General features: G+C 71.9%; 18 protein-coding genes. 5 read left to right on the top strand and 13 right to left on the bottom strand.

The window, feature by feature from the left end; translation table 11 throughout:
* Positions 1-169: 169 nt before the first annotated feature.
* Both ACFV04_RS30785 and ACFV04_RS30780 read right to left on the bottom strand, forming a co-directional pair.
* Complete coding sequence (locus ACFV04_RS30785; RefSeq protein WP_380533966.1) at positions 170-1711, bottom strand: MFS transporter; 1542 nt, start codon at positions 1709-1711, stop codon at positions 170-172.
* 254 nt (positions 1712-1965) lie between these two features.
* A complete protein-coding gene (locus ACFV04_RS30780) occupies positions 1966-2343 on the bottom strand; it encodes a nuclear transport factor 2 family protein (RefSeq protein ID WP_380336717.1) in 378 nt (125 codons plus the stop codon).
* Between the two features lie 235 nt (positions 2344-2578).
* Here ACFV04_RS30780 and ACFV04_RS30775 point away from each other — a divergent pair, with 235 nt between their 5' ends.
* Positions 2579-5386, top strand: coding sequence for an ATP-binding protein (locus ACFV04_RS30775; RefSeq protein WP_380533964.1), 2808 nt, complete (start codon positions 2579-2581; stop codon positions 5384-5386).
* A gap of 89 nt (positions 5387-5475) precedes the next feature.
* Here ACFV04_RS30775 and ACFV04_RS30770 read toward each other — a convergent pair whose 3' ends face one another.
* Entirely contained in the window at positions 5476-6414 is a 939-nt protein-coding gene (locus ACFV04_RS30770) for a YDG/SRA domain-containing protein (protein WP_380533962.1), read from the bottom strand.
* Between the two features lie 219 nt (positions 6415-6633).
* Here ACFV04_RS30770 and ACFV04_RS30765 point away from each other — a divergent pair, with 219 nt between their 5' ends.
* Together ACFV04_RS30765 and ACFV04_RS30760 are read left to right on the top strand one after the other, a co-directional pair.
* Entirely contained in the window at positions 6634-7731 is a 1098-nt protein-coding gene (locus tag ACFV04_RS30765; protein WP_380336709.1) for an MrcB family domain-containing protein, read from the top strand.
* A 425-nt stretch (positions 7732-8156) separates the two neighbouring features.
* Positions 8157-8522, top strand: coding sequence for a hypothetical protein (locus ACFV04_RS30760; RefSeq protein WP_380533960.1), 366 nt, complete (start codon positions 8157-8159; stop codon positions 8520-8522).
* An 11-nt stretch (positions 8523-8533) separates the two neighbouring features.
* Here the strand turns inward: ACFV04_RS30760 and ACFV04_RS30755 are convergent, their stop codons facing one another.
* Positions 8534-9025, bottom strand: coding sequence for a hypothetical protein (locus ACFV04_RS30755; RefSeq protein ID WP_380533958.1), 492 nt, complete (start codon positions 9023-9025; stop codon positions 8534-8536).
* 471 nt (positions 9026-9496) lie between these two features.
* On the opposite strand from ACFV04_RS30755, the gene ACFV04_RS30750 reads away from it, so the two are divergent.
* Entirely contained in the window at positions 9497-10558 is a 1062-nt protein-coding gene (locus tag ACFV04_RS30750; protein WP_380533956.1) for a homoserine kinase, read from the top strand.
* Here ACFV04_RS30750 and ACFV04_RS30745 read toward each other — a convergent pair.
* The 8 genes from ACFV04_RS30745 to ACFV04_RS30710 all read right to left on the bottom strand — a co-directional run bounded on the left by ACFV04_RS30745 (position 10548) and on the right by ACFV04_RS30710 (position 18043).
* Positions 10548-11756 (bottom strand): DegT/DnrJ/EryC1/StrS family aminotransferase, encoded by a 1209-nt coding sequence (locus tag ACFV04_RS30745; RefSeq protein ID WP_380533954.1) that lies wholly within the window; start codon positions 11754-11756, stop codon positions 10548-10550. The genes ACFV04_RS30750 and ACFV04_RS30745 overlap by 11 nt on opposite strands.
* A gap of 31 nt (positions 11757-11787) precedes the next feature.
* Positions 11788-12756, bottom strand: a complete 969-nt coding sequence (locus tag ACFV04_RS30740; RefSeq protein WP_380533952.1) for a phosphotransferase family protein — start codon at positions 12754-12756, stop codon at positions 11788-11790.
* Positions 12743-13711 carry a Gfo/Idh/MocA family protein gene (locus ACFV04_RS30735; protein WP_380533950.1) on the bottom strand — a complete coding sequence of 323 codons (969 nt, stop codon included), beginning with the start codon at positions 13709-13711 and terminating at the stop codon, positions 12743-12745. The genes ACFV04_RS30740 and ACFV04_RS30735 overlap by 14 nt, the downstream gene beginning before the upstream one ends.
* Complete coding sequence (locus tag ACFV04_RS30730) at positions 13708-14352, bottom strand: hypothetical protein (RefSeq protein ID WP_380533948.1); 645 nt, start codon at positions 14350-14352, stop codon at positions 13708-13710. Before ACFV04_RS30730 ends, ACFV04_RS30735 begins: the two co-directional genes overlap by 4 nt.
* Positions 14349-15905, bottom strand: coding sequence for a hypothetical protein (locus ACFV04_RS30725; RefSeq protein WP_380533946.1), 1557 nt, complete (start codon positions 15903-15905; stop codon positions 14349-14351). The genes ACFV04_RS30730 and ACFV04_RS30725 overlap by 4 nt, the downstream gene beginning before the upstream one ends.
* Positions 15902-16780 carry a glycosyltransferase family 8 protein gene (locus tag ACFV04_RS30720; RefSeq protein ID WP_380533944.1) on the bottom strand — a complete coding sequence of 293 codons (879 nt, stop codon included), beginning with the start codon at positions 16778-16780 and terminating at the stop codon, positions 15902-15904. The genes ACFV04_RS30725 and ACFV04_RS30720 overlap by 4 nt, the downstream gene beginning before the upstream one ends.
* Positions 16777-17796, bottom strand: coding sequence for an NAD-dependent epimerase/dehydratase family protein (locus tag ACFV04_RS30715; RefSeq protein WP_380533976.1), 1020 nt, complete (start codon positions 17794-17796; stop codon positions 16777-16779). The genes ACFV04_RS30720 and ACFV04_RS30715 overlap by 4 nt, the downstream gene beginning before the upstream one ends.
* A gap of 97 nt (positions 17797-17893) precedes the next feature.
* Complete coding sequence (locus tag ACFV04_RS30710; protein WP_380533942.1) at positions 17894-18043, bottom strand: hypothetical protein; 150 nt, start codon at positions 18041-18043, stop codon at positions 17894-17896.
* A gap of 229 nt (positions 18044-18272) precedes the next feature.
* Between ACFV04_RS30710 and ACFV04_RS30705 the strand changes: the two genes are divergently transcribed.
* Positions 18273-19619 carry a transcriptional regulator gene (locus ACFV04_RS30705; protein ID WP_380533940.1) on the top strand — a complete coding sequence of 449 codons (1347 nt, stop codon included), beginning with the start codon at positions 18273-18275 and terminating at the stop codon, positions 19617-19619.
* Between the two features lie 257 nt (positions 19620-19876).
* Here ACFV04_RS30705 and ACFV04_RS30700 read toward each other — a convergent pair whose 3' ends face one another.
* Positions 19877-20284: a hypothetical protein gene (locus ACFV04_RS30700; protein ID WP_380533938.1), complete on the bottom strand. Its 408-nt coding sequence runs from the start codon at positions 20282-20284 to the stop codon at positions 19877-19879.
* Positions 20285-20646: the final 362 nt, after the last annotated feature.

The raw sequence follows: 20646 nt of genomic DNA, 5'->3' as shown, positions 1-20646 counted from the left end.
TTCGCGTACGGTCCTTGAGAGGGCGTGCCCGCCGGGTTCGAGCCCGCCGGGCTTCCGTGCGCCGGGTCCGGGCGGGGCGGGTTCGCGTACGGCGGGACTGCCTGCGGCGGGTCCGTGTGGGGCGGCTCGTGCGGGGCGGGTCTGTGTGGGGCGGCTCGTGCGGGGTGGGTCAGCTCGTGCGCGGCAGCAGCCGGACCAGGGCCACCAGCACCAGCTCCAGCACCGCCAGTGCCAGGACGCTGTGGCCGAAGGCGGCGGTCGGGTCACCGGCGCCGTAGTAGAGGAGACCGATCAGCGCGATCCCGAGCGCCCCGCCGACCTGCTGCACGGTGGACACCACCCCGGCGGCGGAGCCGGCCAGCCTCGGCTCGACCCCCGCCAGGACGACGGCGGTGACCGGGGCGATCACCAGGCCCATGCCGAGGCCGTCCACGAACAGGCCGGGCGCCAGCCACCAGACGCTGCCGTCCGAGACCTCGTACGCGGCGAGGGCGAGCAGGGCCAGCCCCGCGGCCATCAGCAGCCCGCCGACGGTGATCGTCCGGCGGACGCCCAGACGGGCGGTGACCCGGTGCGTGGTGTTGGAGGTGATCAGGTAGCCGAGGCCGATCGCGGTGAAGACCAGGCCGGCGCCGAGCGCGTCCAGGCCGCGGCCGAACTGCAGGTGCAGGGCGAGCACCAGGAAGAAGGAGCCCTGGCCGAGCCAGAAGGCGAGTTGGGCGAGCACACCGGCGCTGAAGGCGCGGTCGCGGAAGAGGCGGGTGTCGACCAGCGGGGTACCGGTGGCGGCCCCCGTGGCTCCGGCGGTGGTCCCCGTGGCCCCCGTGGCTCCGGTGGTGCCGGTGGCGGGCCCGGTGGTGCCGGTCGGGGTGCTGCCGGTCGGCGCGGTGTCGGTCGGCGTGCTGCGGTGCTGGTGCACGGCGAAGGCCGCCAGCAGGGCGAGCGAGGCACCGAGGCAGAGCACGGTCCAGAGCGGCCAGCCCAGCCGGGGGCCCTGGATCAGCGGCAGCACCAGCGCGGTCAGCGCGGTGGAGACCAGCAGCACGCCGACCGGGTCCAGACCGGGCCGCTGCGGGGAACGCGACTCCGGCAGGCAACGGCGGACCATCACCAGAGCGGCCAGACCGATCGGCAGGTTGATCAGGAAGCAGCTGCGCCAGCCGAGGCCGAGGAGGTCCGCCCGGATCAGCAGCCCGCCGATCAGCTGGCCGAACACCGCGCCGACGCCCATCGTCAGCCCGTACCGGGCGAAGGCCCGGGCCTGCGCCGCACCGCTGAACGCGGTCCGCAGGATCGCCAGCACCTGCGGGCCCATCAGCGCCGCCGCCAAGCCCTGCACCACCCGGGCGCCGACCAGCGTGCCGGCGGAAGGGGCGAAGCCGCAGCCCGCCGAGGCGAGCGTGAAGAGCGCCAGGCCGAGCGCGAACACCCGGCGGCGGCCGTAGCGGTCGCCGAGGCGGCCGGCGGTGACCAGCCCGGCCGCCAGAGCCAGGCTGAACCCGGCCATCACCCACTGGACGGCCGCCGGGCCGGCGCCGAGGTCGGCCTGGAGCGAGGGGAGGGCGACATTGACGACGAAGATGTCGAGGGCGGTCATGAAGGTGGCGGTCAGGACGACCGGCAGCAGGCCCTTGGGGGCCGGTGCGGCCGGCGCCGCCTTCGTGGCGGGCGGGGCCGGGGCGGGCCGCCGGGCGTTCAGGGCGGTGCTCATCTCGGGCTCTCCTCAAGGGCGTTGGTGGTCTGGCAGGTCGGGCAGGTCGGGCAGGTCGGCCAGGTCGGCCAGGTCGGCCAGGTCGGCCAGGTCGGGTGGTCCCGGGGCCGGGGTGGTGCGGGCGTTCGGTGGGCCGGGCGTAGGGGAGGGCCGGGCATGGGGAGGGGCGGGCGAGGTGGGGCAGGGCCCGCCCCCGCGCGGGGCGATGGCGGGCCCTGCGGCCCCGCGGCGTCGTGGCTTGCGGCCGGTGGGCCTCAGGCGCCCGGCACGCGGTCGAGGAAGCCGTACACCGCGCCGATCCGGCCGTCCGGGGTGGCCGCCAGCACGTCGAAGCCGATCACCACCGGCTCCGCACCCGCCGGGCCGAGGTTCCAGGTGAAACGGGCGATGTCGTGGTGCGCGTCCACCGGGCCGAGGGTGAACTCCAGCCCCGGGAACTGGGCCTGGGCGGCGCCGATCAGCGCGTCGATCGCGTCCCGGCCGACGACCGCGGCCAGTGGGTCGGTGTAGCGGCCGTCCTCGGCCCACACCTCGTCGACCAGCTTGCGGCGGGCCGCCGGGTCGGTCTCGTTCCACACCGCGAGGTAGCGCTCGGCGAGCTGCTGAAGGGCGGCGGTGGTGATCTCGGTCATCGTCATCTCCCGTGTTCAGGTGGGGTGTTGGCCGGTCGTTCCCGGTGCTCACCAAGGTAGGGAGGACCGGGCGGCGGCGAATCCGTCACGTATGGGCATGGGGGTACGTACGCCCGGGGCGGGGTTGCCGGTGTCGACCCGGTGTCGACCCGGTGCCGGCCCGGTGCCCCGTGCAGGCGGGCCGACGCCGAAGGCGTGCGCTGTGGCGGCGCGGCCAGGTGGGTAGGGTCGGGGCATGCTGTACGGACGGGAAGACGAACAGGCCTCCGTGGAGAGCCTGTTGGACGCGGCACGGTCCGGTCGCAGCGGCGTGCTGCTGCTCCGCGGTGAGGCCGGCATCGGCAAGACCGCGCTGTTGGACGACGCCGTCGCACGGGCGGGAGAGGCGTTCCGGGTGATCCGGGCCGCGGGCGTCGAGTACGAGGCCGAGCTGCCGTACGCCGGCCTGAGCCTCCTGCTCGCACCCGGACTCGACCGGCTGGACACCCTGCCCGGTCCCCAACGGCGCTCCCTGGAGGCGGCGTTCGGGCTCGCCGACGGCGCGGACGGCCCGGGTGAGGGGAAGTCCCCCGACGGTGGGGAGGCCCCCGGCAGGCCGGCCGACCGGCTGCTGGTCGGACTGGCCACACTCGCCCTGCTCGCCGAACTCGCGACCGAAAAGCCGCTGTTGTGCGTCCTGGACGACGTGCAGTGGCTGGACCGTGCCTCGCTGGACGCGCTGCTGCTGGCCGCCCGGCGGCTCCAGGCCGAAGGGGTGGTCCTGCTCCTCGCCTCCCGCGACGACACCGGCGTCCCCCCGCAACGCCGACTCGGCCTCCCCGAACGGGAGGTGACCGCCCTCGGCGCGGCCGACGCCGGCCGGCTGCTGGCCCGGCGGACCGGCCCCGACCTGCCCGCCCCCGTCCGCGACCGGCTGCTCGCAGAGGCCGCCGGCAACCCGCTCGCACTCACCGAACTCCCCGTCGCCACCGGCCCGCAGGCCCACACGCCGGGCGGCCTGTCCCCGGGCGTCCTGTCCCCGGGCGGCCCGCTGTCGGGCGGCCTCCCGCTCACCAGCCGACTGCTGATCGCCTTCCACGGCCAGGTCACCGGCCTGCCCGCAGCCACCCAGACCCTGCTCCTGGTCGCCGCCGGCGAGGAACGCGGCGAACTGGACGTCGTCCTGCCCGCCGCGGCCGCACTCGGCGTCACCGCCGAACACCTCACCCCCGCCGAGGAATCCGGCCTGGTGACCGTCGCCGACGGCCGCCGGATCACCTTCCGGCACCCGCTGCTGCGCTCAGCCATCCTCCAACGCGCACCGCACCACCAGAAGCTGACCGTCCACCGGGCCATCGCCGAAGCCCTGCCCGCCGGCGACCGCCGCACCTGGCACCTCGCCCTCGCCGCCACCACCCCCGACGCCGACCTCGCCGACGCACTGGAACGCGCCGCCGTCCGCGCCGGACGCGGCGGCGGCCACGGCGGCGCCGCCGCGTACGAACGCGCCGCCCGGCTCACCCCCGACCGCGACGACGCCACCCGCCGACTCGTCCTGGCCGCCGAATCCGCCACCGAAGAAGGCGAGTTGATCAGGGCCGAGGCGCTCGCCGACGAAGCCGCCGCCCGCACCGACAACGTCCTCGCGCACGCCCTGCTCGACCAGGTCCGGGCCACCGCCCACTTCTGGCGCGGCTCCTACCCGACCGCCTACCGGCTGCTGCTCGACGCCGCCGGCACCGGCATCGACCCCGGGTACGCCGCCCGGATGCTCTTCCAGGCCTTCCACACCGCCTGGTACGCGGGCGAGGCACCGGTCATCGCCGTCCTCGACCGCCTCGCGGCCCTCCCCCTGGCCGACGACGACCCCCTCGCCCCGCTCGCCCGCCACCTGCCCGCCGCCGTCCTCCCCGCCCTCGGCCGGCCCGCCGCACCGCCACCACCCGTCCGGGAAGCCGCCGACGCCGCCCGCCGGGCCGGCGCCGAGAGCCCCGCCGACCTCGTCCAACTCTGCGGCGCCACCCTCGTCCTCGGCCGCGACGAGGAAACCGCCGAACTCGGCGCCGAACTCATCGCCGAAGCCCGCGCCAAGGGCGCCGTCGGCGTGATGCCCACCCTGCAGTTCTTCCTCGCCGAAGCCGAGCTCTTCCACGGCCGCCACCGTGACGCCGAACTCACCGCCACCGAAGCCCTCGGCCTCGCCCGCGACACCGGCCAACACCAGTGGGTCAGCCAACTCAGCGCCCTGCTCGCCTACCTGGCCGCACTCGACGGCCGCACCGACCACTGCGCCGAACTCACCGCCACCGCCCTCGCCACCACCGGCCCGCAGACCGCCGCCCCCGCAGCCGGCCTCCCCTGGGCCCAGTGGGCGCTCGCCCTCCTCGACCTCGGCCAAGGCCGCGCCGGCGCCGCCGCCGACCGCCTGCACACCCTCACCACCGGCCCCCACCGGCACCACGTCAGCGCCACCCGGGCCGTCCCCGACCTGGTCGAAGCCGCTGTCCGCCTCGGCACCCCCGAACGCGCCGCCGAACCGTACGAACGCTTCGCCCGCTGGGCCGCCGCCACCGACCGCCCCTGGGCCGAAGCCCTCCGACTGCGCTGCCAGGCCCTGCTCGGCCCCGACGAACTCGCCGAAGCCGCCTACCGCACCGCCCTCGACCTGCACGAACCCGACCACCGCCCGTTCGAACAGGCCCGCACCGCCCTCCTCTACGGCGAATGGCTGCGCCGCACCCGCCGCCGCACCGACGCCCGCCCCCACCTGCGCGCCGCCCTGGAGACCTTCGACCGCCTCGCCGCCCACCCCTGGGCCGCCCGCGCCCGCACCGAACTCTCCGCCACCGGCACCCCGGCCCCCACCGCCACCCCCACGGGCACCCCGCAGTCCCCCCTCACCCCCCAGGAACTCCAGATCGCCCGCCTCGCCGCCCGGGGCCTCACCAACCGCGACATCGCCGCCCAGCTCTTCCTCAGCCCCCGCACCGTCGCCCACCACCTCTACAAGGCCTACCCGAAGCTCGACATCACCTCCCGCACCGAACTCACCACGGTCCTCTGAGCCCAGGGCAGCACCCCGGACGCGGACGGGGCCGCCGACGTCTGTCAACGGGCCCCGCTTCCCAGATTGTTGGCGGAGTTGTTCCGGGATCAGCCCTGGGTGTGTTTCCACCCCTCGGAGTAGTGGTCTCGGTGATACGACAGATGTGTCGGGTCGACCTGATGACCGGGGGCTTCCCGCAGCCTCCCTAGCTCTGTTCCCGTCGCGCGATCGGTGATCGTCAGGTCGTCTGCGATGGCCAGCGTGCCAAAGTCGAACAGTGTGTGGTGGTTTGGGCACAGACACAGCACGTTTCCTGCGACGTCGGGCCCGTTGTGGGGCGCTCCCAGCCCCCGGATGTGAGCTGCCTCCGCGTAGCTGCCCGTGGGCGTGCGGAGTTGGTTGCCACAGACCTGGCATGCGAAGTCGTGGGCCCGCTTCACGAAGTTCGCCACCCGGGTGCTGCGGACGATCCGCTGCACCATTGCTTCTGTACGTGTCGGCGCCTCCTGGCCCGCGGGCTCCACCACTGGGGTTCCGCGCAGGGGCACTGCGGTCGTGGACTCGTCGTTCGATGCCTCGACGAAATCGAGTTGGACCAAGCGGTAGCGCCAGATCAGGAAGTCGGACCTCCCGGTCTCGTGCCAGTAGTCCACGACACGGAAGAGCCCGTCGTACCGATACCCGGTGGTCGGCGAGTGCTGGGGGTCACCCATCCATCCGCGGACCACCCGTACTGGTATTCCGGTTGCCATACTGGTGGCAAGAGCGGCGTTGCCACGTGTGAGCTCCTGGTCGTCAATCTGCAGGCCGGTGTCCGAATTCCGGCCGCCTTGTCCGGTGTAGACGATGGTCCCGCCGTTGTCCTGGTCGTCCTCGTAGCCGCCGGACACGACGATGGACTCCGCCCCACGCTTTCCCGTCCCGCAGATGCCCGCTTGCAGTGGTCGGTGGACACGGGCCTCGGCAAGTGCGCGGCGATTGGTGAAGAGCCGTCCCACCGCGACACCCGGCGCGGCTCCGAAGCCGTCGAAGCCATCCGAGGTCACGGGAAGTACGTTTGCCTGCAAGTCCGAACCTCTCAACGTCAGTGAACGATGCGCCCCAGGTGGGGCTTTCACACCGCGGAACGCTCATGAGCCCCGCCTGGTTCCGCAGCGAGCCACGAGGATCGCCGACGTGACTCTCGGGCGAACTCTCCAACCGCCAAGTTCAGTTGGAGGAAAAACCTACTCTTGATGTCGGGTGGCCGGCTTACGATGCTCTCCATGACGCTTCGAGGTTTCCTGCACGAGGTTGGCATGACCTACAACCGCCTGGGCGGGACCAGTACGCCGACGGCTCAGCTGCTTCGAGATGCTCCATCCCACTTCGCGAACCATGTGCGGGGTGGCTACGTCATCAAGGGGAGCGCGGGGGCCGGCGCGGCTGCATTTTGTCCGTGGGTCGCGTTCTTCGACCCGGACGAAACCGATACCGCTCAGAACGGCATGTATGTGGTGTACCTCTTCGCCGAGGACATGCAGACCGTTTCGCTCAGCCTTAACCACGGTGTCACCGAGCTCCGCAAGAAATACAAGACCTCGGAAGCAAACCGCAAGCTTGCCGTGGAGGCCGAGGCCATTCGCGAAGCAGTTTCTCCCGGCGGATTTCCAGATCTGGAGACGGAGATCGACCTCGGCGGGCGGTCCGGGCTCCCGAGGGCGTACGAGTACGGGAACGTCTTCGCTCGTACCTACAGGATTGCCGAATTGCCCGATGAGGCGACGTTGCGCGATGACCTCGAACGTTTCATTACGCTCTACCAGAGCGCCTTGGTGGCTCGTGAGCAGCTGCGGCAGACGACGCGGGACGTCATCTGCACTGTTCGGGCCGAGGGTACGTGGACTCACGAGCGGAACGACGCGCTGCTGCACTTCGCGCCCAAGAGCGACGAGGAGTACGTGCAGACGATCGAGGGTCGCAAGATCCTGAAGAGCAAGAGGCACGAAACCCTGGTCCGTGATTACGGACTTCACCTCATCGCCCATGGGTTCGGGGTGGGAACCAATGTGCACCCGAGGGACATGGTCGCGCGCCGGGGATCCGCGCACTGGTTGATCGAGGCCAAGGCCGTGCAGCGGGGAAATGCCACCGACGCCGTGCGGGAGGCGCTCGGACAGCTGGCGACGTACTCCTTCCTGCTCTATCCGCACACCGAGCAGCCGACGCAGCTGGCTCTCTTCACCGAGGGGATCGGGAACGTCTACGTCAGGCTGCTGGAACACCACGGGATCGCTTCCGTCTGGCGTTCGGCGGCCGGGTGGTCGGGATCGCCCACCGCAGTCGCGGCGGGGCTGGCCACGCACCCGGAGTCAGCCGCGTAGCCGGTTCCACTCCGCTGCTCCTCGTGAAGGCCGAAGGAGTGAATGCCGCCGCATGCCCGCCACGTGAGTTGCGTCACGACCTCGCCCCGCTCTTGGGCAGTGGCGTGCCTCTGGAGGAGGTTCCCCGGTTGGTCGGCCACTCGAGACGTCGACCGGTTCACCCGGGGCCCTGAGGAGGGGTCACCCCGGTGGGTGTGCACAACGACAGAGGGCCTGCCGGATTTCTCCGGCAGGCCCTCTGCACTGGGTCGGGGTGGCGGGATTTGAACCCACGGCCTCTTCGTCCCGAATTATGGGCTGGACGGTCGATGAGGTCATCTATGCAGGTCAGGGGCAGTTTCAGGGGTATCGGTGGTCGTTGCTGGATGGCCTGGTTGCTGTACTTTGCTGCTGTACTTCCGGAGCGCGAACAGGGGTGGGGACCGATGGACGAGCGCATTCTGGCGATGATGGAGACCATGAGGTCGGTCGAGGCCGGCAAGCTGCTGCACGCCGTGCGTGGCATGGTGGAGCTCAGCCCGGAGATCTCGGGACGCGACGTGCTTGCCAGGCTCGAAGTCCTGGTTAAGGAGGTCGAGGAGCGGGCGAACAAGGCGATCGTGGCAAGCGAACCCGCTCGGGATGAGTGCCGGAAGTGTGGCCGGCCCAGCGAGACCGACTCCGGGGACCGCGAGCGTTGGGTGCACAGCTCCGATCGCAGTCGCGGGTGCCGAGCGGCCACCTTCACCGAGGAGGACGGCTGGAACGACGAGATCCCGCGGTCATGGGTTGCCACTCCGCAGAGGCGTTGACCCTAGCTTTCCTACGGCCAGGTGCCGGTCAGCACCGGCTCGGGATGGAGCGTGATCCCGGTCGCGGCTTCGACCTGGGCTGAGAGTTCGGTGAGCGCCTGGGCGAAGCCCATCGCGGTTGCTCCGCCGTGGGCGGTGCGGGTGAGGGTCCGGCGTTCGGAACAACGGATTCCGTCGGCGACATTGTGGCCGGGCCGGTAGCCGATGTGCTCCAGCAGCCAGCCGGCGCTGGCCCGCAACTGCCCGTCGCTGTCGGTGTGGACCGGCAGTCTGCAACCGACGATGGTGCGGCCTGGACCGAGGTGACGTGTGGTTGAGGAAGACCGATCCGGCCTGGCGGGCGTCGGGGCCGTGGGGTCGAGGAGGAGTCCCCGTCGGCGGTTGGCGAGGACTGCGGCGGTCGCCTCGGCCACGGGCGGGCGGGCGCCGACGCGGGCGCCGAGTTCGTCGGCGAGCGGCTGGTAGGTGATCAGGGCGGCCGGTGAGCGGGTGAGGTGGAACATGGCGGTGAGGATTGGTCCAGCGGCCGGGGTCGTTCTTGAGGCGGCTTGGGCGGTGGCGGAGGCGGCACGCCTGGGCGGGCAGGGTCCGCAGGCGGCCCATGTCCCAGTCCCAGGCGGTGAGGTGGTTGAGGGTGCCGCTGACCTGCTGGCCGTAGGCTCCGGTGTTCTGGACGGGGGCGGCCCGAGGCCTCGTCCTCCGCGAGCGGTGAACACGACTCTTCGACCTTTCCCGGGTGAGTACCGGTGGACCGCCACTTGGGACGCGCCGCCCCCGATACTCCTGCTGCGCGGCGCAGCCTCTCCGCCCCGAAGCGGCCAGTGTGCTGACCTGTCACGTCCCGGGCCTCGTGCTCCCACTCCGGAGCCGCGGCTGGCACTGTCAGTGACGACCGCCGCCCGGTATCACGAGCCAAGACCTGCTGTTGGAGCTGAACCGCCCGCCGAGTCACAGCCTCCGATAGCCTGCTTTAGGTGACGGAAGCGATGGACGACGCTACGTGTGGCTCGCGCTACAGCAAGATCGAGGAGGACCTGGTGGTCCTCGGCGAGTCCTTCGGGCTCGGTGAGGTCCAGGCGTGCCGCTTCCTGCCCAACGGCCTGATGAACGGCAACTGGCGGTTGGAGACGGCGGAGGGCGCGTTCGCGCTGAAGCGGATCATGGATGTGCCGCTGCCGCTCGCACGCCGGAACTTGGCGGTCCTGACCGAGCTGGCCAACGCTGGCGTTCCGGTCGGCCGGCCTCGTGCCGCCGCTTCCGGGGAAACGGTGGTGGAGGTCGAGGATCGCGGGTACTGCCTGACCCCCTGGATGGAAGGCAGCCACCGGCCCGGGACGGAGCTCACCCTGGACCAGGTAGGGGACCTTGGTGCCCTGCTAGGCCAGATCCACCGGAGCCTGAACGACGGACGGACCGCCCGCCTGCTGCCCGCCAGCCCGGAGCAGGTGAGCGCTCTAGTGACCGCCCCGGCCGTAGCGCATGCCGAGGCGGACCGCTTCCTCGCGCTGATCGTCGGCCTGGACGGCCCGACGGCTTTCGATACCGAGGTGGCCCGGGCGCTGGGCGAGCGCAAGATGCTGCTCGACAAGTACAGCAGCGAGCGCCCGGTCGGCGAGGTGGCGCCGGGCCCGGTGGGCTGGACACACGGTGACGTGCAGCACCGCAATGTGCTGTGGCGGGACGGCAAGATCACCGGGGTGATCGACTGGGACCGCATTCGCGTGCGCCCGTTCGGCGAGGAGGTCGCCCGCACCGCCACGGTGCAGTTCGGCGGTGAGGACGGCTTCCTCGACCTGGAGCGGACGGCCGCGTTCGTGGCCGGCTACCGGTCGGTCGTGCCGATCCCAGTTCCGGCACTGGCGGACGCGGTGGAGCGGCTGTGGTGGAAGCGCATGTCGGACTACTGGCAGCTGGTCTTCCACTACGACCGCGACGACCACTCCTGCGACCATTTGTTCCTGCCCGCCGAGCGCTTCCTGGCCTGGTGGACCGAGCGGCGCGAGGACGTGCAGGAGGCGTTCGCGGCTATGCCGTGACGAGCGTGCGGAGCAGTACGGCGGCGAGGGTCTCGCCGACCCGCTCCATGTAGTCCGGAGCCAGGATCTGCGGCACCTTGAGGACGATCATCTGCCGCATCGCCTTGTGGAAGTTGGGCAGTTCCTCGCTGGTCGGCGGTCGGTAGGGGCTGCGGGCCACGTGCGGCCAGAAGCGCGCGGCCAGCTCGGGGCGCTGGAGGAGCGGTGCCTGTGTCCAGTCCTCGTACAGGGAGCGGACGGGGATGCCGGCGGCCTTGAACCGCTTGCTCAGCTCGGCCGGGTCCGGCACGCGAACGCTGATTGTCAGCGGGGTGCCGTACCAGCCGCGCACCGACAGTTCGCCGATCGAGGGCCAGGTGGCGGGCGCGTCGCACTCCTCCAGCACCTTGCGGAGAGTGGCGAGGTTCTGCTCGGCGGCCAGCATCCGGTCGGGCAGTGATCGCAGTTGCTGGCGGGCGATGACGGCGGACAGGGCGGGCATCCGGTACTTGTAGGCGGCGCCGGTAGTGGCTAACGGCTTCAGCTCGGGGAGGGTGAGCTCGGCGGCCAGGCGGGCGGGGTGGTGGCCGAGGGTGAGGGCCCGCTCGTAGACCTTGCGGTCCGTGGTGGTCAGGACGCCGCCCTCGCCACCGGAGACGGCCTTGGACTCCTGGAGGCTGAAGCATCCGGCCGCACCCCAGGAGCCGACCGCGCGGCCCTGGTAGAGAGCTCCGTGGGCGTGAGAGCAGTCCTCGACGATCGGCAGGTCGGAGGCGGCGGCGAGCTGGTCCATGCGGGCGGGGATGCCCCAGGTGTGGGTGGCGAGGACCGCGGAGCAGGCGCCGGCGGCCTCGGCGACGGCGGTGGCGGCGATGTTCGGGCTGTCCGGCTCGATGTCGCAGAAGACGGGGTAGCTGCCAGCCTGGAAGACGGCGGTGATGGCGGAGACCCAGGTCATCGGGGAGACGGCGACACCGGCCTCCGGGCTGGCGCCGACCGCGTGGAGGGCGGCGTGCAGGGAGGCGGTGCCGGAGTTGAACGACAGCGCGTGGCGGGTGCCGGTGAGGCGGGTGAAGGCGGCTTCGAGGGCGTTGGTGGCCGGGCCCCGGTTGATCTCGGAGAGGTGGCCGTCGTCGAGGAGCTTGAGGACGGCGTCCTGCTCGGCCTGCCCGTACTTGGGCTCGCGGGGGAACGGGAGGGTGACGGAGGGGTCGTTCACGGGTGTCCTTCCGGGCAGGGGCTGGGCGGGGTTACGGGCGGCGGCGCGCGTCGGAGTCGGCGTCGGGGGTGACGCGGGGGATGGCGGCGAGGTGGCCGTGGTCGAGGTCGTCGAGGTCGGCCTGGAGTTGGGCGGCCCGCAGCCGGACCATGTCCGGCTCGTCGCAGGAAGCGTGGAAGTGCAGCAGCGAGTAGGCGATGCGAAGGCGGAACAGGACCAGCGGCAGCAGGCGGTCGGCGGGGATCGGGCCGTCGAAGTAGCCGTCGAGCAGGGCCTCGGTCATCGGGGCCGGTTCGCGCAGGGACCAGCCGGCGAGTTCGGCCAGCGGGTCGCCGCCGCGCACGCTCTCCAGGTCGACGACGCCGGTGATCTGCTGGCCGTCGGTGAACAGGTGCCGGCCGACCCAGTCTCCGTGCAGGAGCCGGGGCGTGCTGCGGGGCAGGCGGCCCGATCCGACGTCGAGGATGAAGCGGGTCCGGTGCAGCAGTCGGGGCAGGTCGAGGCCGTCGATGTTCGGGAGGTTGCGGGGCGCGAGGCTGAGGAACCAGCCCTGGATGGTGGCGTGCTGGCCGATGCCGTGGCCGTCGAGCTGGCCGAAGCTGCCGACCTCGATGGTGTGCAGGCGCCGGAGCACTTCGCCCGCGCACCTCGCCGCTTCCAGGTCCTGCGGCGTGGGCGGCTCAGCTTCGATTGGGCGGCCGGGGCAGAGGGTCTCCACGCACACTTCCCGGCTGTGCCAGAGGATCTCGGCGGCCGGGATACCGGCTTCGCGCATGTGCGCCGAGGCCCACGCGGCGGTCGGGTAGCGCGAGCGGCTGCCCGCGCGGCGGACCTTGACGACCAGCTGGTGCCCGTCGAGGGTCGTGGCTGCGAAGGGGAGGCTGTCGGTGCCGGACTTGAGCCGGGCGAAGTGCGCGCCGGTGGCGTCGAAGCCCGCTGCGGCGAGCGCGTCGACCAGCAGCGGGTGCGGGTGGTTGATCACCTTGTCAGGGGCGGGCATCGGGCACCTCCGGGACGGGGACGGGACGGCGGTGGGCGGCGGAGGCCAGGGCGGCGTCCAGCAGGGCGATCGAGGCGAGGTTGTCGGCGGCGGGCACCGGCAGGCGGCCGTCGTGGTGGAGGGCGTCGACCATCGCAGTGATGCACCGCTGGTAGGCCGGCGGCCCGGCCTCGGGCGCGTTCCGCGCCCGGTGGGGGGCCGGAGCCCACCGGGCGGCGAAGCCCCGGCCCTCCACCCGCCAGTCGCCGCCCGCGTCGGTCCTCAGCGCCGGGTCGACGATGTACCCGCCGCGGTAGGTGAACAGGGAGCCGTCGGCGAAGTGGACGGTGATCGCGGCGATCGAGCTGTGGGCCGCGAGGAAACCTGTCGCCGTCTCGGTACAGGTCACTTCGGTGGGCGGCGCGGTGACCAGCGCGCGGACCTGGTCGAACGCGTGGACAGCGAGGTCCGTGGTGACGGGCAGGTGCTGGCCGGCACGGAAGCCCGGGCCGGGCAGGGTGACCAGGGTGTCGGCAGTGACTGCGAAGGGCGCATGTCCGCCGGAGCGGACCGTGTCGGCGAAGGCGAGGAAGCCCGGGTCGGCGCCCCGGTTATGCATGACGGCCAGCAGCAGGCCGAGCTCGCGGGCGAGGTGGACGAGGTCGAGGGCGTCTGGCAGGCCCAGGGCCAGCGGCTTCTCCGTCAGGACGTGCAGGCCCTGGGCGAGCGCCGAGCGGCTGACGGAGTAGTGGAGTTCGGGCGGAGTGAGGTTGACGACGACGTCGGCCTCGGCCTGGGCGAGCACCTCAGGAAGCGTCGTGGCGACGGCCGGGCTCAGCCCGTAGCGGGCGGCGAGTACCCCTGCCGCCCGCTGGTCGGGGTCGACGAGGGCGGTGATCTCGATGCGGCCGTCGGCGAGCAGGGAGCGGACCCAACGGCTGGCGATGGCGCCGCAGCCGATGATCGCGGCCTTCACGACGCCTCCTTGAGCGGGTGCGGCCTCGGGGCCGGGCTGGGCCAGTGCTGGGTGGCCTGGTGGCGATGGACGTGGGCGAGGGCACGGGTGGTGAGGTCGTCGAGCGAGCCGTCGTCGGCGTCGAGCAGGGCGACAGCCGGGGCGAGCGGGTGGGCGAGGTAGGTGTTGAAGTGCTCGCTGAAGTGCCGGTCGTAGAAGATCGTCGGCATGCCCTTGCGCAGGCGGGCCCGGCGGGCGAGCACGTCCGAGGCGGCGGTGAGCACGATTGTCAGGTCGGGCATCGCCACCGGCCGGCTGGTGACCAGGCGCCTGGCCTGGTCGTCGCAGTCGAAGCCGTGCATCCGGCCGACGGCGTGGGCGTGGGCGAGCAGGGTGTCCACGGTGCGGTCGAGGATCACGTCCCGGCCCTCGGCGAGGGCTTGCCTGGCCCGGCCGAGCCGCAGGTCCTCGACGTCCAGGAACTGGGCGATGTTGGTCAACTGGTGCTCTGCCGTGAACGGCTCGGGGGCCGGCAGCAGGGTCGGGTCGGGGCTGGCGTGGTAGTAGCAGGGGATGACGGCGGGCCGGTGGAGGTGGGGGGCGAGCTGGGCGGCCAGTGTGGTCTTGCCGACGCAGCTGACGCCCTCGATGCCGAGGATCACGCGAACTCCCTGTCCGTGGTGGTGGATGGGGCGGTGCGGCGGTTGCTCTTGGGGGCGAGCGTGGTGTGCCGGGTGCCAGTGACCACCCAGCGGCTGAGGGCCGTCAGCGGGCCGACACTCTTGAGCAGGAGCCCGGCCAGCGTCTCCGCGCTCCGCGCGGCGGTCTCCCGCCCCGTCAGGGGACGACCTTCGACTGTGGCGAGTGCGCGGACCGGTGCGACTGTGGCCGCCCAGAGTGCCGTCGCAGCCGCCGCCCGGACGGGCAGGCGCGTGCGCGGGCCGAGCGCGAGGGCCAGGCAGAGCGCGGTGGCGGGCGAGACCAGCAGCCACGCCATGCCCCGGTAGGCGCCGATGGTCAGGGCCGCCGCGTGGTCACGGCGGCGGCCGTGGCCTTCGGCGTGCCAGCGGGCGGCGCACTGCGGGTAGTCGAGGTAGCTCTGGAACCAGCGCCCGCTCTGGGCCAGCAGCTCGCTCACGTACTCGGCCGCCGGCACGGTGGTGGTGAAGGGCAGGCTGTCCACCGGGACGCCGCCCAGGGTGAGCCTGTAGCCGAATGCGACGTCGTCGAGCACGGTGAAGGTGGGCAGGCCACCGACCTGCCGAAAGACGTCCACACGAACGAGGAGACCGTGGCCGACGGTCTGGGCCAGCCCCGGCAGACCGGGGTCGGTGTGCGGGCGGCGGGCGGCGTCGGCATACCGGCGGAGGTTGGGGATCTCTCGTCGCAGGGTCCACAGGGTCTGGGCGCGGGCGGCGCCTCGGCACAGGCTCCGCTCCCACCAGGCGTCGGCCGCACTCTGGGTGGCGAAGCGGGCGGACTGCTGAACGACGCACGGGAGTTCGCCGCCGTCGGCCCGGCGGCGGGCCAGGAACACGGCGGTCCGCTCCAACAGCTCGCGGCTCGGGCGGGAGTCCACGTCGTAGACGGCGATGTACTCCTGGTCCGCGTCGGCAATGGCGAGTTGTTCGACGGCGGCATTCACCTGCGCGGCCTTGCGCCCGCCGCCCCGGTAGTGGACGTGCCGGACCAGCGGGTCGGACTGCGGCAGGCGCGCGAGTTCCGCTGAGACGACGTCCGCAGTGGTGGGGAAGCCGGACAGCACCTCGGCCGCCAGGGCACCGGTCAGCGAGCCCTCGCCGGTGCCGGTCAGGGCCTCGCCGAGGGCGGTCAGCTCGTCGCCGGTCAGCTGCGGGAAGCGCTCCACCGTGAGGTCGGCCGCCGTCGCCCCCGCCAGTCGGGCAGCCAGGTGATGCCGCTCGGTCTCCTCGCGGGCGGTGGTCACCAGGGTCAGCGTCGATCCGGGGAGGTCACGCAGGAGCGGGACGAACCATGCCAGCGCGGCGGCGATCTGCTGTTGCTCCCGCAGCACCGGGACGATGACGTGCAACACCATCGGCTCCACCGCCCTCCGGTTCCCGGCCGGCGCAGGCCGGTCGGCCCAGGCCAGCGTCCGGCGGACCTGCCGCAGCCCGTTGACGTTGCGCGCGGCCACGGCGGCGGCGATCCACCAGGTCGGGCTCCGCCACAGCGACTTGTGCTGTTTCGTATTCACTCGGTGCTGCCGTCGGCGACGTAGTCGTGGAACAGGCGGTAGGTGTCCCGGAGCTGGCCCGCCGGGTAGCTGGCCTGCCAGGGTTTGTCGGGGCCGGCGAAGTGCACGAGTGCAGCAGTCTTCTCGTCCTGGAGGAGCTGGGCGAGCGGGCTGTCGACCTCGGCGTAGTGGATGAAATCGGGCTGCGCGGCCTGTGGCGACATGGCGAAGGTGTTCCACCGCCGGTCCAGCCGCTGCCAGTTGTCGTCGACGGCCCAGTTCAGGGCATCCTGGTCCCAGAACCTGACCTTGTCCGGGTGCTCGGACAGGAACTGCCGGGAGCGTTCGAAGACGCCGAGCCGCTGACACCGGGCGAGGTCGATGAGCATGACGCCGCTGTTGAAGTAGTCCCGGCCGTACGGGACGCCGAGCTGGTCCCAGCCGGGCAGCTGGATGCCGCGGCCGACGACCGGATTCTGCGGGTCGCGCACCGCGCCGACCGGACGCCCGTCCAGGGACTGCCGCAGCAGCGGCCGGAGGTCGCCGAGCACCACGGTGTCGGCGTCCAGGTACAGCACCCGCCGCTCGTCAGGGATGACCTCCGGGATGGCAAGACGCACGTACACGGCGCCACTGACCCAGTCGGAGACGGGGTAGCGCGGGTCGGTCACCGGTGCCGACCGCAGCTCGGTACGCAGGCCGATGCGGTCGGCGTCCCGCAGGATCGCCTCCCGGTTGGTCTCGCTGATCTGCTGGTCGAGGACGACCAGGCGAAGCTCGCCGACGGTGCCCGGGTGGGCGGCGGCGATCGAGTGCATCAGCGTCCGCAGCGGGCGGGCGTATCCGTCGTCGACCCCGCAGACGATCGCGGGCAGCGGGCGCGGGGAGACCTTCACGAGGCGCTCCTTCCGGTGGTGGCAGTGGACCGGCGGGGGAAGTGCTGCTGGGCCCAGTCGACGGTCTGGCGCAGGCCGTCGCGCAGGTGGGTGGTGGGCTCCCAGTCGAGGTGGGCGCGGGCGGCGGTGATGTCGGGGCAGCGACGCTTGGGGTCGTCGGCAGGCAGCGGGACGAAGGTGATCTCGGACGTGGAGCCGGTCATCGCCCGGATCTCCTCGGCGAGCTGCAGCATGGTGATCTCGTGCGGGTTGCCCAGGTTCACCGGGTCGGCGTGCTCCGCTGCGGCGGCGGCGAGCAGACCGGCGACGGTGTCGGCCACGAAGCACAGCGAGCGGGTCTGACTGCCGTCGCCGGCAACCGTGATCGGCTCGCCCGCCAGCGCCTGCTGGATGAAGGCGGGCACCGCGCGGCCGTCGTCGGCACGCATCCTCGGACCGTAGGTGTTGAAGATCCGCACGATGCGGGTGCGGGTGCCGCCGGAGCGCTGGAAGCAGGAGGTCAGAGCCTCGGCGTACCGCTTGGCCTCGTCGTAGACGCTGCGGGGGCCGACCGGGTTGACGTTGCCCCAGTACTGCTCGGGCTGCGGGTGGACGAGCGGGTCGCCGTACACCTCGGAGGTCGAGGCGAGCAGGAACCGGGCGTGCTTGGCGTCGGCCAACTCGAGGGTGTTGAGCGTGCCTATCGCGCCGACCTTCAGGGTGGCCAGCGGGTGGCGGGCGTAGTCCAGCGGCGAGGCGGGGGAGGCCAGGTGAAAGACGAAGTCGACCGGCCCGGCTACGGCGAACGGCTGGGTCACGTCGTCGGTCTGGAAGCGGAAGCCACCGGCCGGGCGCAGGCCCGAGAGGTTGTCGAGGCGGCCGGTCAGCAGGTTGTCGACGCCGACCACCTCCGCGCCGAGGTCCAGCAGGCGCTTGCACAGGTGCGAGCCGATGAATCCGGCGGCGCCGGTGACGACCGCGGTGCGACGGGCGAAGAGGGCGGCTTCGGCCGATGCCTCCGGGTCGCGCGGGAGAATCGGTGGTGCTGGCAGGCGTGGCACGGTGCTTGTCCTCCAAGGCGTTCGGGGGGAGCGGGGTTCACGAAGGGCCGTCGCGGCAGCGTGGGCCAGGGCTTCAGACGGCCGGGTCGTGATCGGGAAGGGACCGTGCGGGCGGTGCCGCGATCGGGTGATCGGTGCTGAGCTGGTGGTCGGCGGCGACCCCGAGCAGCGCGAGGGTGACGACGTGGCCCAGGCCCCACAGCGCGGTGAGCGTGGTCCCCACCGGGTCGCGGTGTGCGCCGCGATGCCTGCCCTGATGGCTCTGATCCGGCCTCTCAACTGCCTTCATGGCTCCTCCCCTCGTCGGCCTCCAGGGGCTGACCGGTGCGGTACAGCGTCGCCGTGCCGCAGCGCAACCCGGAACGTTTCTGGGGGGTTTCTCCTCGATGCGGCCCGTGCCACAGCGGGTAGCAGTACGCTCACCAACAGGTCATGAATCGCCGGGGGTTGAGATGAGCTCAGACGTTCTGGCAGTCCACCCGCTTACCCACCTGATGCGGTTACGCGGGTGGGGAAAGATCCAGTTCGCGCGCATGATGCGCGACCACGGCGCCGCGCTGAAGATCCACCTGGCGACCAACCGGACGCTGGTATGGAAGTGGGAGCAGGGGCAGGAGCCCGAGCCGGACGCGCAGTTCGTCCTGGCTGACCTTCTCGGCGTCAATCCCCGTACGCTGGTTGCCAATCCGTGGCCGAGGTGGCTCCCGGTCTGGGAGGTGGCCGGCATCACGGCGCCGTGGACGAAGGTCGGTACCGTGGACGTACTGGTGGAACTGGTCAGGAGTGGTCATATGGATCGGCGAGGCTTTCTCACCATCACCGGGGCCGCCATGGCCACCGTCGCCGCGAGCTGGGCGTCCGCCTCGCCCGCGTTCGCCTCCGCCCTGGACGGCGACCAGGTGACGGACTCCATGGTCAACACCCTCGAAGCCCGCGTCGCAACCCTCCAGAGCCTGGACGCGCAGATGGGCGGCGCCCGCCTCATCGAACAGGCCCGAGGCGACCTCGCCATCATCACGACCCTGCTCAAGCACGGCCGCCACACCGAAGCTGTCGAAGCCCGCCTTCTCGGCCTGGCCGCCCAGGTCAACTACATCGCAGGCTGGATGGCCTACGACAGCGGCCTGCGTTCAGCGGGCCAGCAGTACTACCTCGGAGCTCTGCGCGCTGCCAAGACCATCGGCGACGACGCCCTCGGCGGTTTCCTGCTCGCCGAGATGGGCGTCCACCTTTCCGACGCCGGCAACCCCGCCGAGCGCGTCGCCCAGGTCGAGACCGCCCTCGCCAACACCCCGTCGACGATGCAGTCCGGCGTCCGCAGCTACCTCGAGCTCCACCACGCCGAGAGCCTGTCCCGCGACGGCCAGCACCAGAAGGCCGGCTCCGCCCTCAACCGCGCCCATGACCTGTGGTCCAGGAACGGCGGTGACCAGCTCCCGAGCTGGCTCTCCTGGTATGGGGACGCCCAGCTCAGCTCCACCGAGGGCAAGATCATGCTCCGCGCCGGCCAGGTCGACCGGGCCACCAGCGCGCTGGCCTCCTCGATCGACCACGCCGTCCCCCGCGACCAGGCCGTCCGCGCCGGACGCCTCGCCACCGCCCGCCTCGCCGGTAGAGACCTCGATGGCGCCCTCGACGCCGCCAACCGTGGCCTTGGCCTCCTCGAAACCCAGGTCCACTCCGTGCGCGCCGTCAGCCGTCTCACCAAGTTCGACGGCTATCTCAAGCCCTACCAGGCGGAACCCGCCGTCGCCGCGTTCCGCGAGCGTCTCCGCGCGCTGCCTGCGATGGCCGCCTGACATGTAGGTTCCGCAGCTCGGGAGCGGCTGTGGTCGAACTCCGACCACGCCCGCTCGTGCTTGCTGTCCTACCAGCTACTACTGGGGGCTGGTCTTCCGCTAGGTCCCTGTCTCCTTGTGGCGGTCAGCCTTGTGCATGCGCGTCGCCCGGTATCGTTGCCAGGCAGCGCGTCACTGCGCGGTGATCGCGGCCTTGAGGCGGAGTCAGGCGGTCAGGATGTCGCCCGTGGAGAGGACCGTAAGTGAGGAAGGGGTCCTCACAGGGGCAGATCCGGTCCTTCCGATGCTTCCAACACTGGTGCAATGTCATCAATTTTCGGCAGACTATCCCCCTCCTGTGCCGGCGGAAGGCGACGCATGAGGTCAAACTGGGCGATCGCGTCAATCCTGCTTGAGTACTGGGCCCGCGGGGTGAGAGTGGCGACTGGCGTGAGCTCGGGGGTCACCAGGGCGTAGGCCCGGGCGAGTTCCACCAGCGCCGCAGACGCCTGCCCGGCGGACTTCTCCGAGACGAGCTGGGCTTCGGCGCCGATGGCTGCCAGCAGCTTGTCGCGAGCCTCCGTCACGGTGGGCGGCTGTTCCACTCGGATCGCCGCCGGGATCTGCCGGATTCCCTCGTCAGCGGTGCCGGGCTGCTCTTCAATACCGGTGGGCTGGTCGGCCATGGCTAACTCCCGGAGGTTGCTCAATGTTATGAGTGATCAGCATTACGTGATCTCCGGAGATCTGCAAGGGCGGCTTCTGGCCAGGCGTCCGTGTCGGTGGCGCCGTCCCGCCGCGCCCAGCTGCCCCTGCTGCTCCGGTCAGCGCCCACGAGCCAGCCCCCATCCCGCAGAAGGATCAAGGATGAGGTGCAATCCTGCGGAAGGATCGGGTGGGCATTAGCACTACCACCCGGTGGCGCCGGGGCTGCCGCTCAGTGTCGTGTCCAGATCCGCCGGGTTGCCGTGTGCTGAGCTGATCGGCTGCCGCGTGGTGGGCGGGGGGCGTCCCCGCCACCCCCCGGCCCATTGGGGGGATGGGAGGG

It is taken from the genome of Kitasatospora sp. NPDC059599 (assembly GCF_042735125.1).
In the GTDB taxonomy this organism is placed as follows: domain Bacteria; phylum Actinomycetota; class Actinomycetes; order Streptomycetales; family Streptomycetaceae; genus Kitasatospora.
This window is presented reverse-complemented; position numbering and strand designations above follow the sequence as displayed.

Bases quoted from the DNA above. Each gene is read 5' to 3' on its own strand.
- ACFV04_RS30755 (WP_380533958.1), bottom strand. From the start codon at position 9,025: ATGTTCCACCTCACCCGCTCACCGGCCGCCCTGATCACCTACCAGCCG.
- ACFV04_RS30700 (WP_380533938.1), bottom strand. From the start codon at position 20,284: ATGGCCGACCAGCCCACCGGTATTGAAGAGCAGCCCGGCACCGCTGAC.
- ACFV04_RS30765 (WP_380336709.1), top strand. From the start codon at position 6,634: ATGACGCTTCGAGGTTTCCTGCACGAGGTTGGCATGACCTACAACCGC.
- ACFV04_RS30705 (WP_380533940.1), top strand. From the start codon at position 18,273: ATGAGCTCAGACGTTCTGGCAGTCCACCCGCTTACCCACCTGATGCGG.
- ACFV04_RS30775 (WP_380533964.1), top strand. From the start codon at position 2,579: ATGCTGTACGGACGGGAAGACGAACAGGCCTCCGTGGAGAGCCTGTTG.
- ACFV04_RS30740 (WP_380533952.1), bottom strand. From the start codon at position 12,756: ATGCCCGCCCCTGACAAGGTGATCAACCACCCGCACCCGCTGCTGGTC.
- ACFV04_RS30760 (WP_380533960.1), top strand. From the start codon at position 8,157: ATGGACGAGCGCATTCTGGCGATGATGGAGACCATGAGGTCGGTCGAG.
- ACFV04_RS30780 (WP_380336717.1), bottom strand. From the start codon at position 2,343: ATGACCGAGATCACCACCGCCGCCCTTCAGCAGCTCGCCGAGCGCTAC.
- ACFV04_RS30785 (WP_380533966.1), bottom strand. From the start codon at position 1,711: ATGAGCACCGCCCTGAACGCCCGGCGGCCCGCCCCGGCCCCGCCCGCC.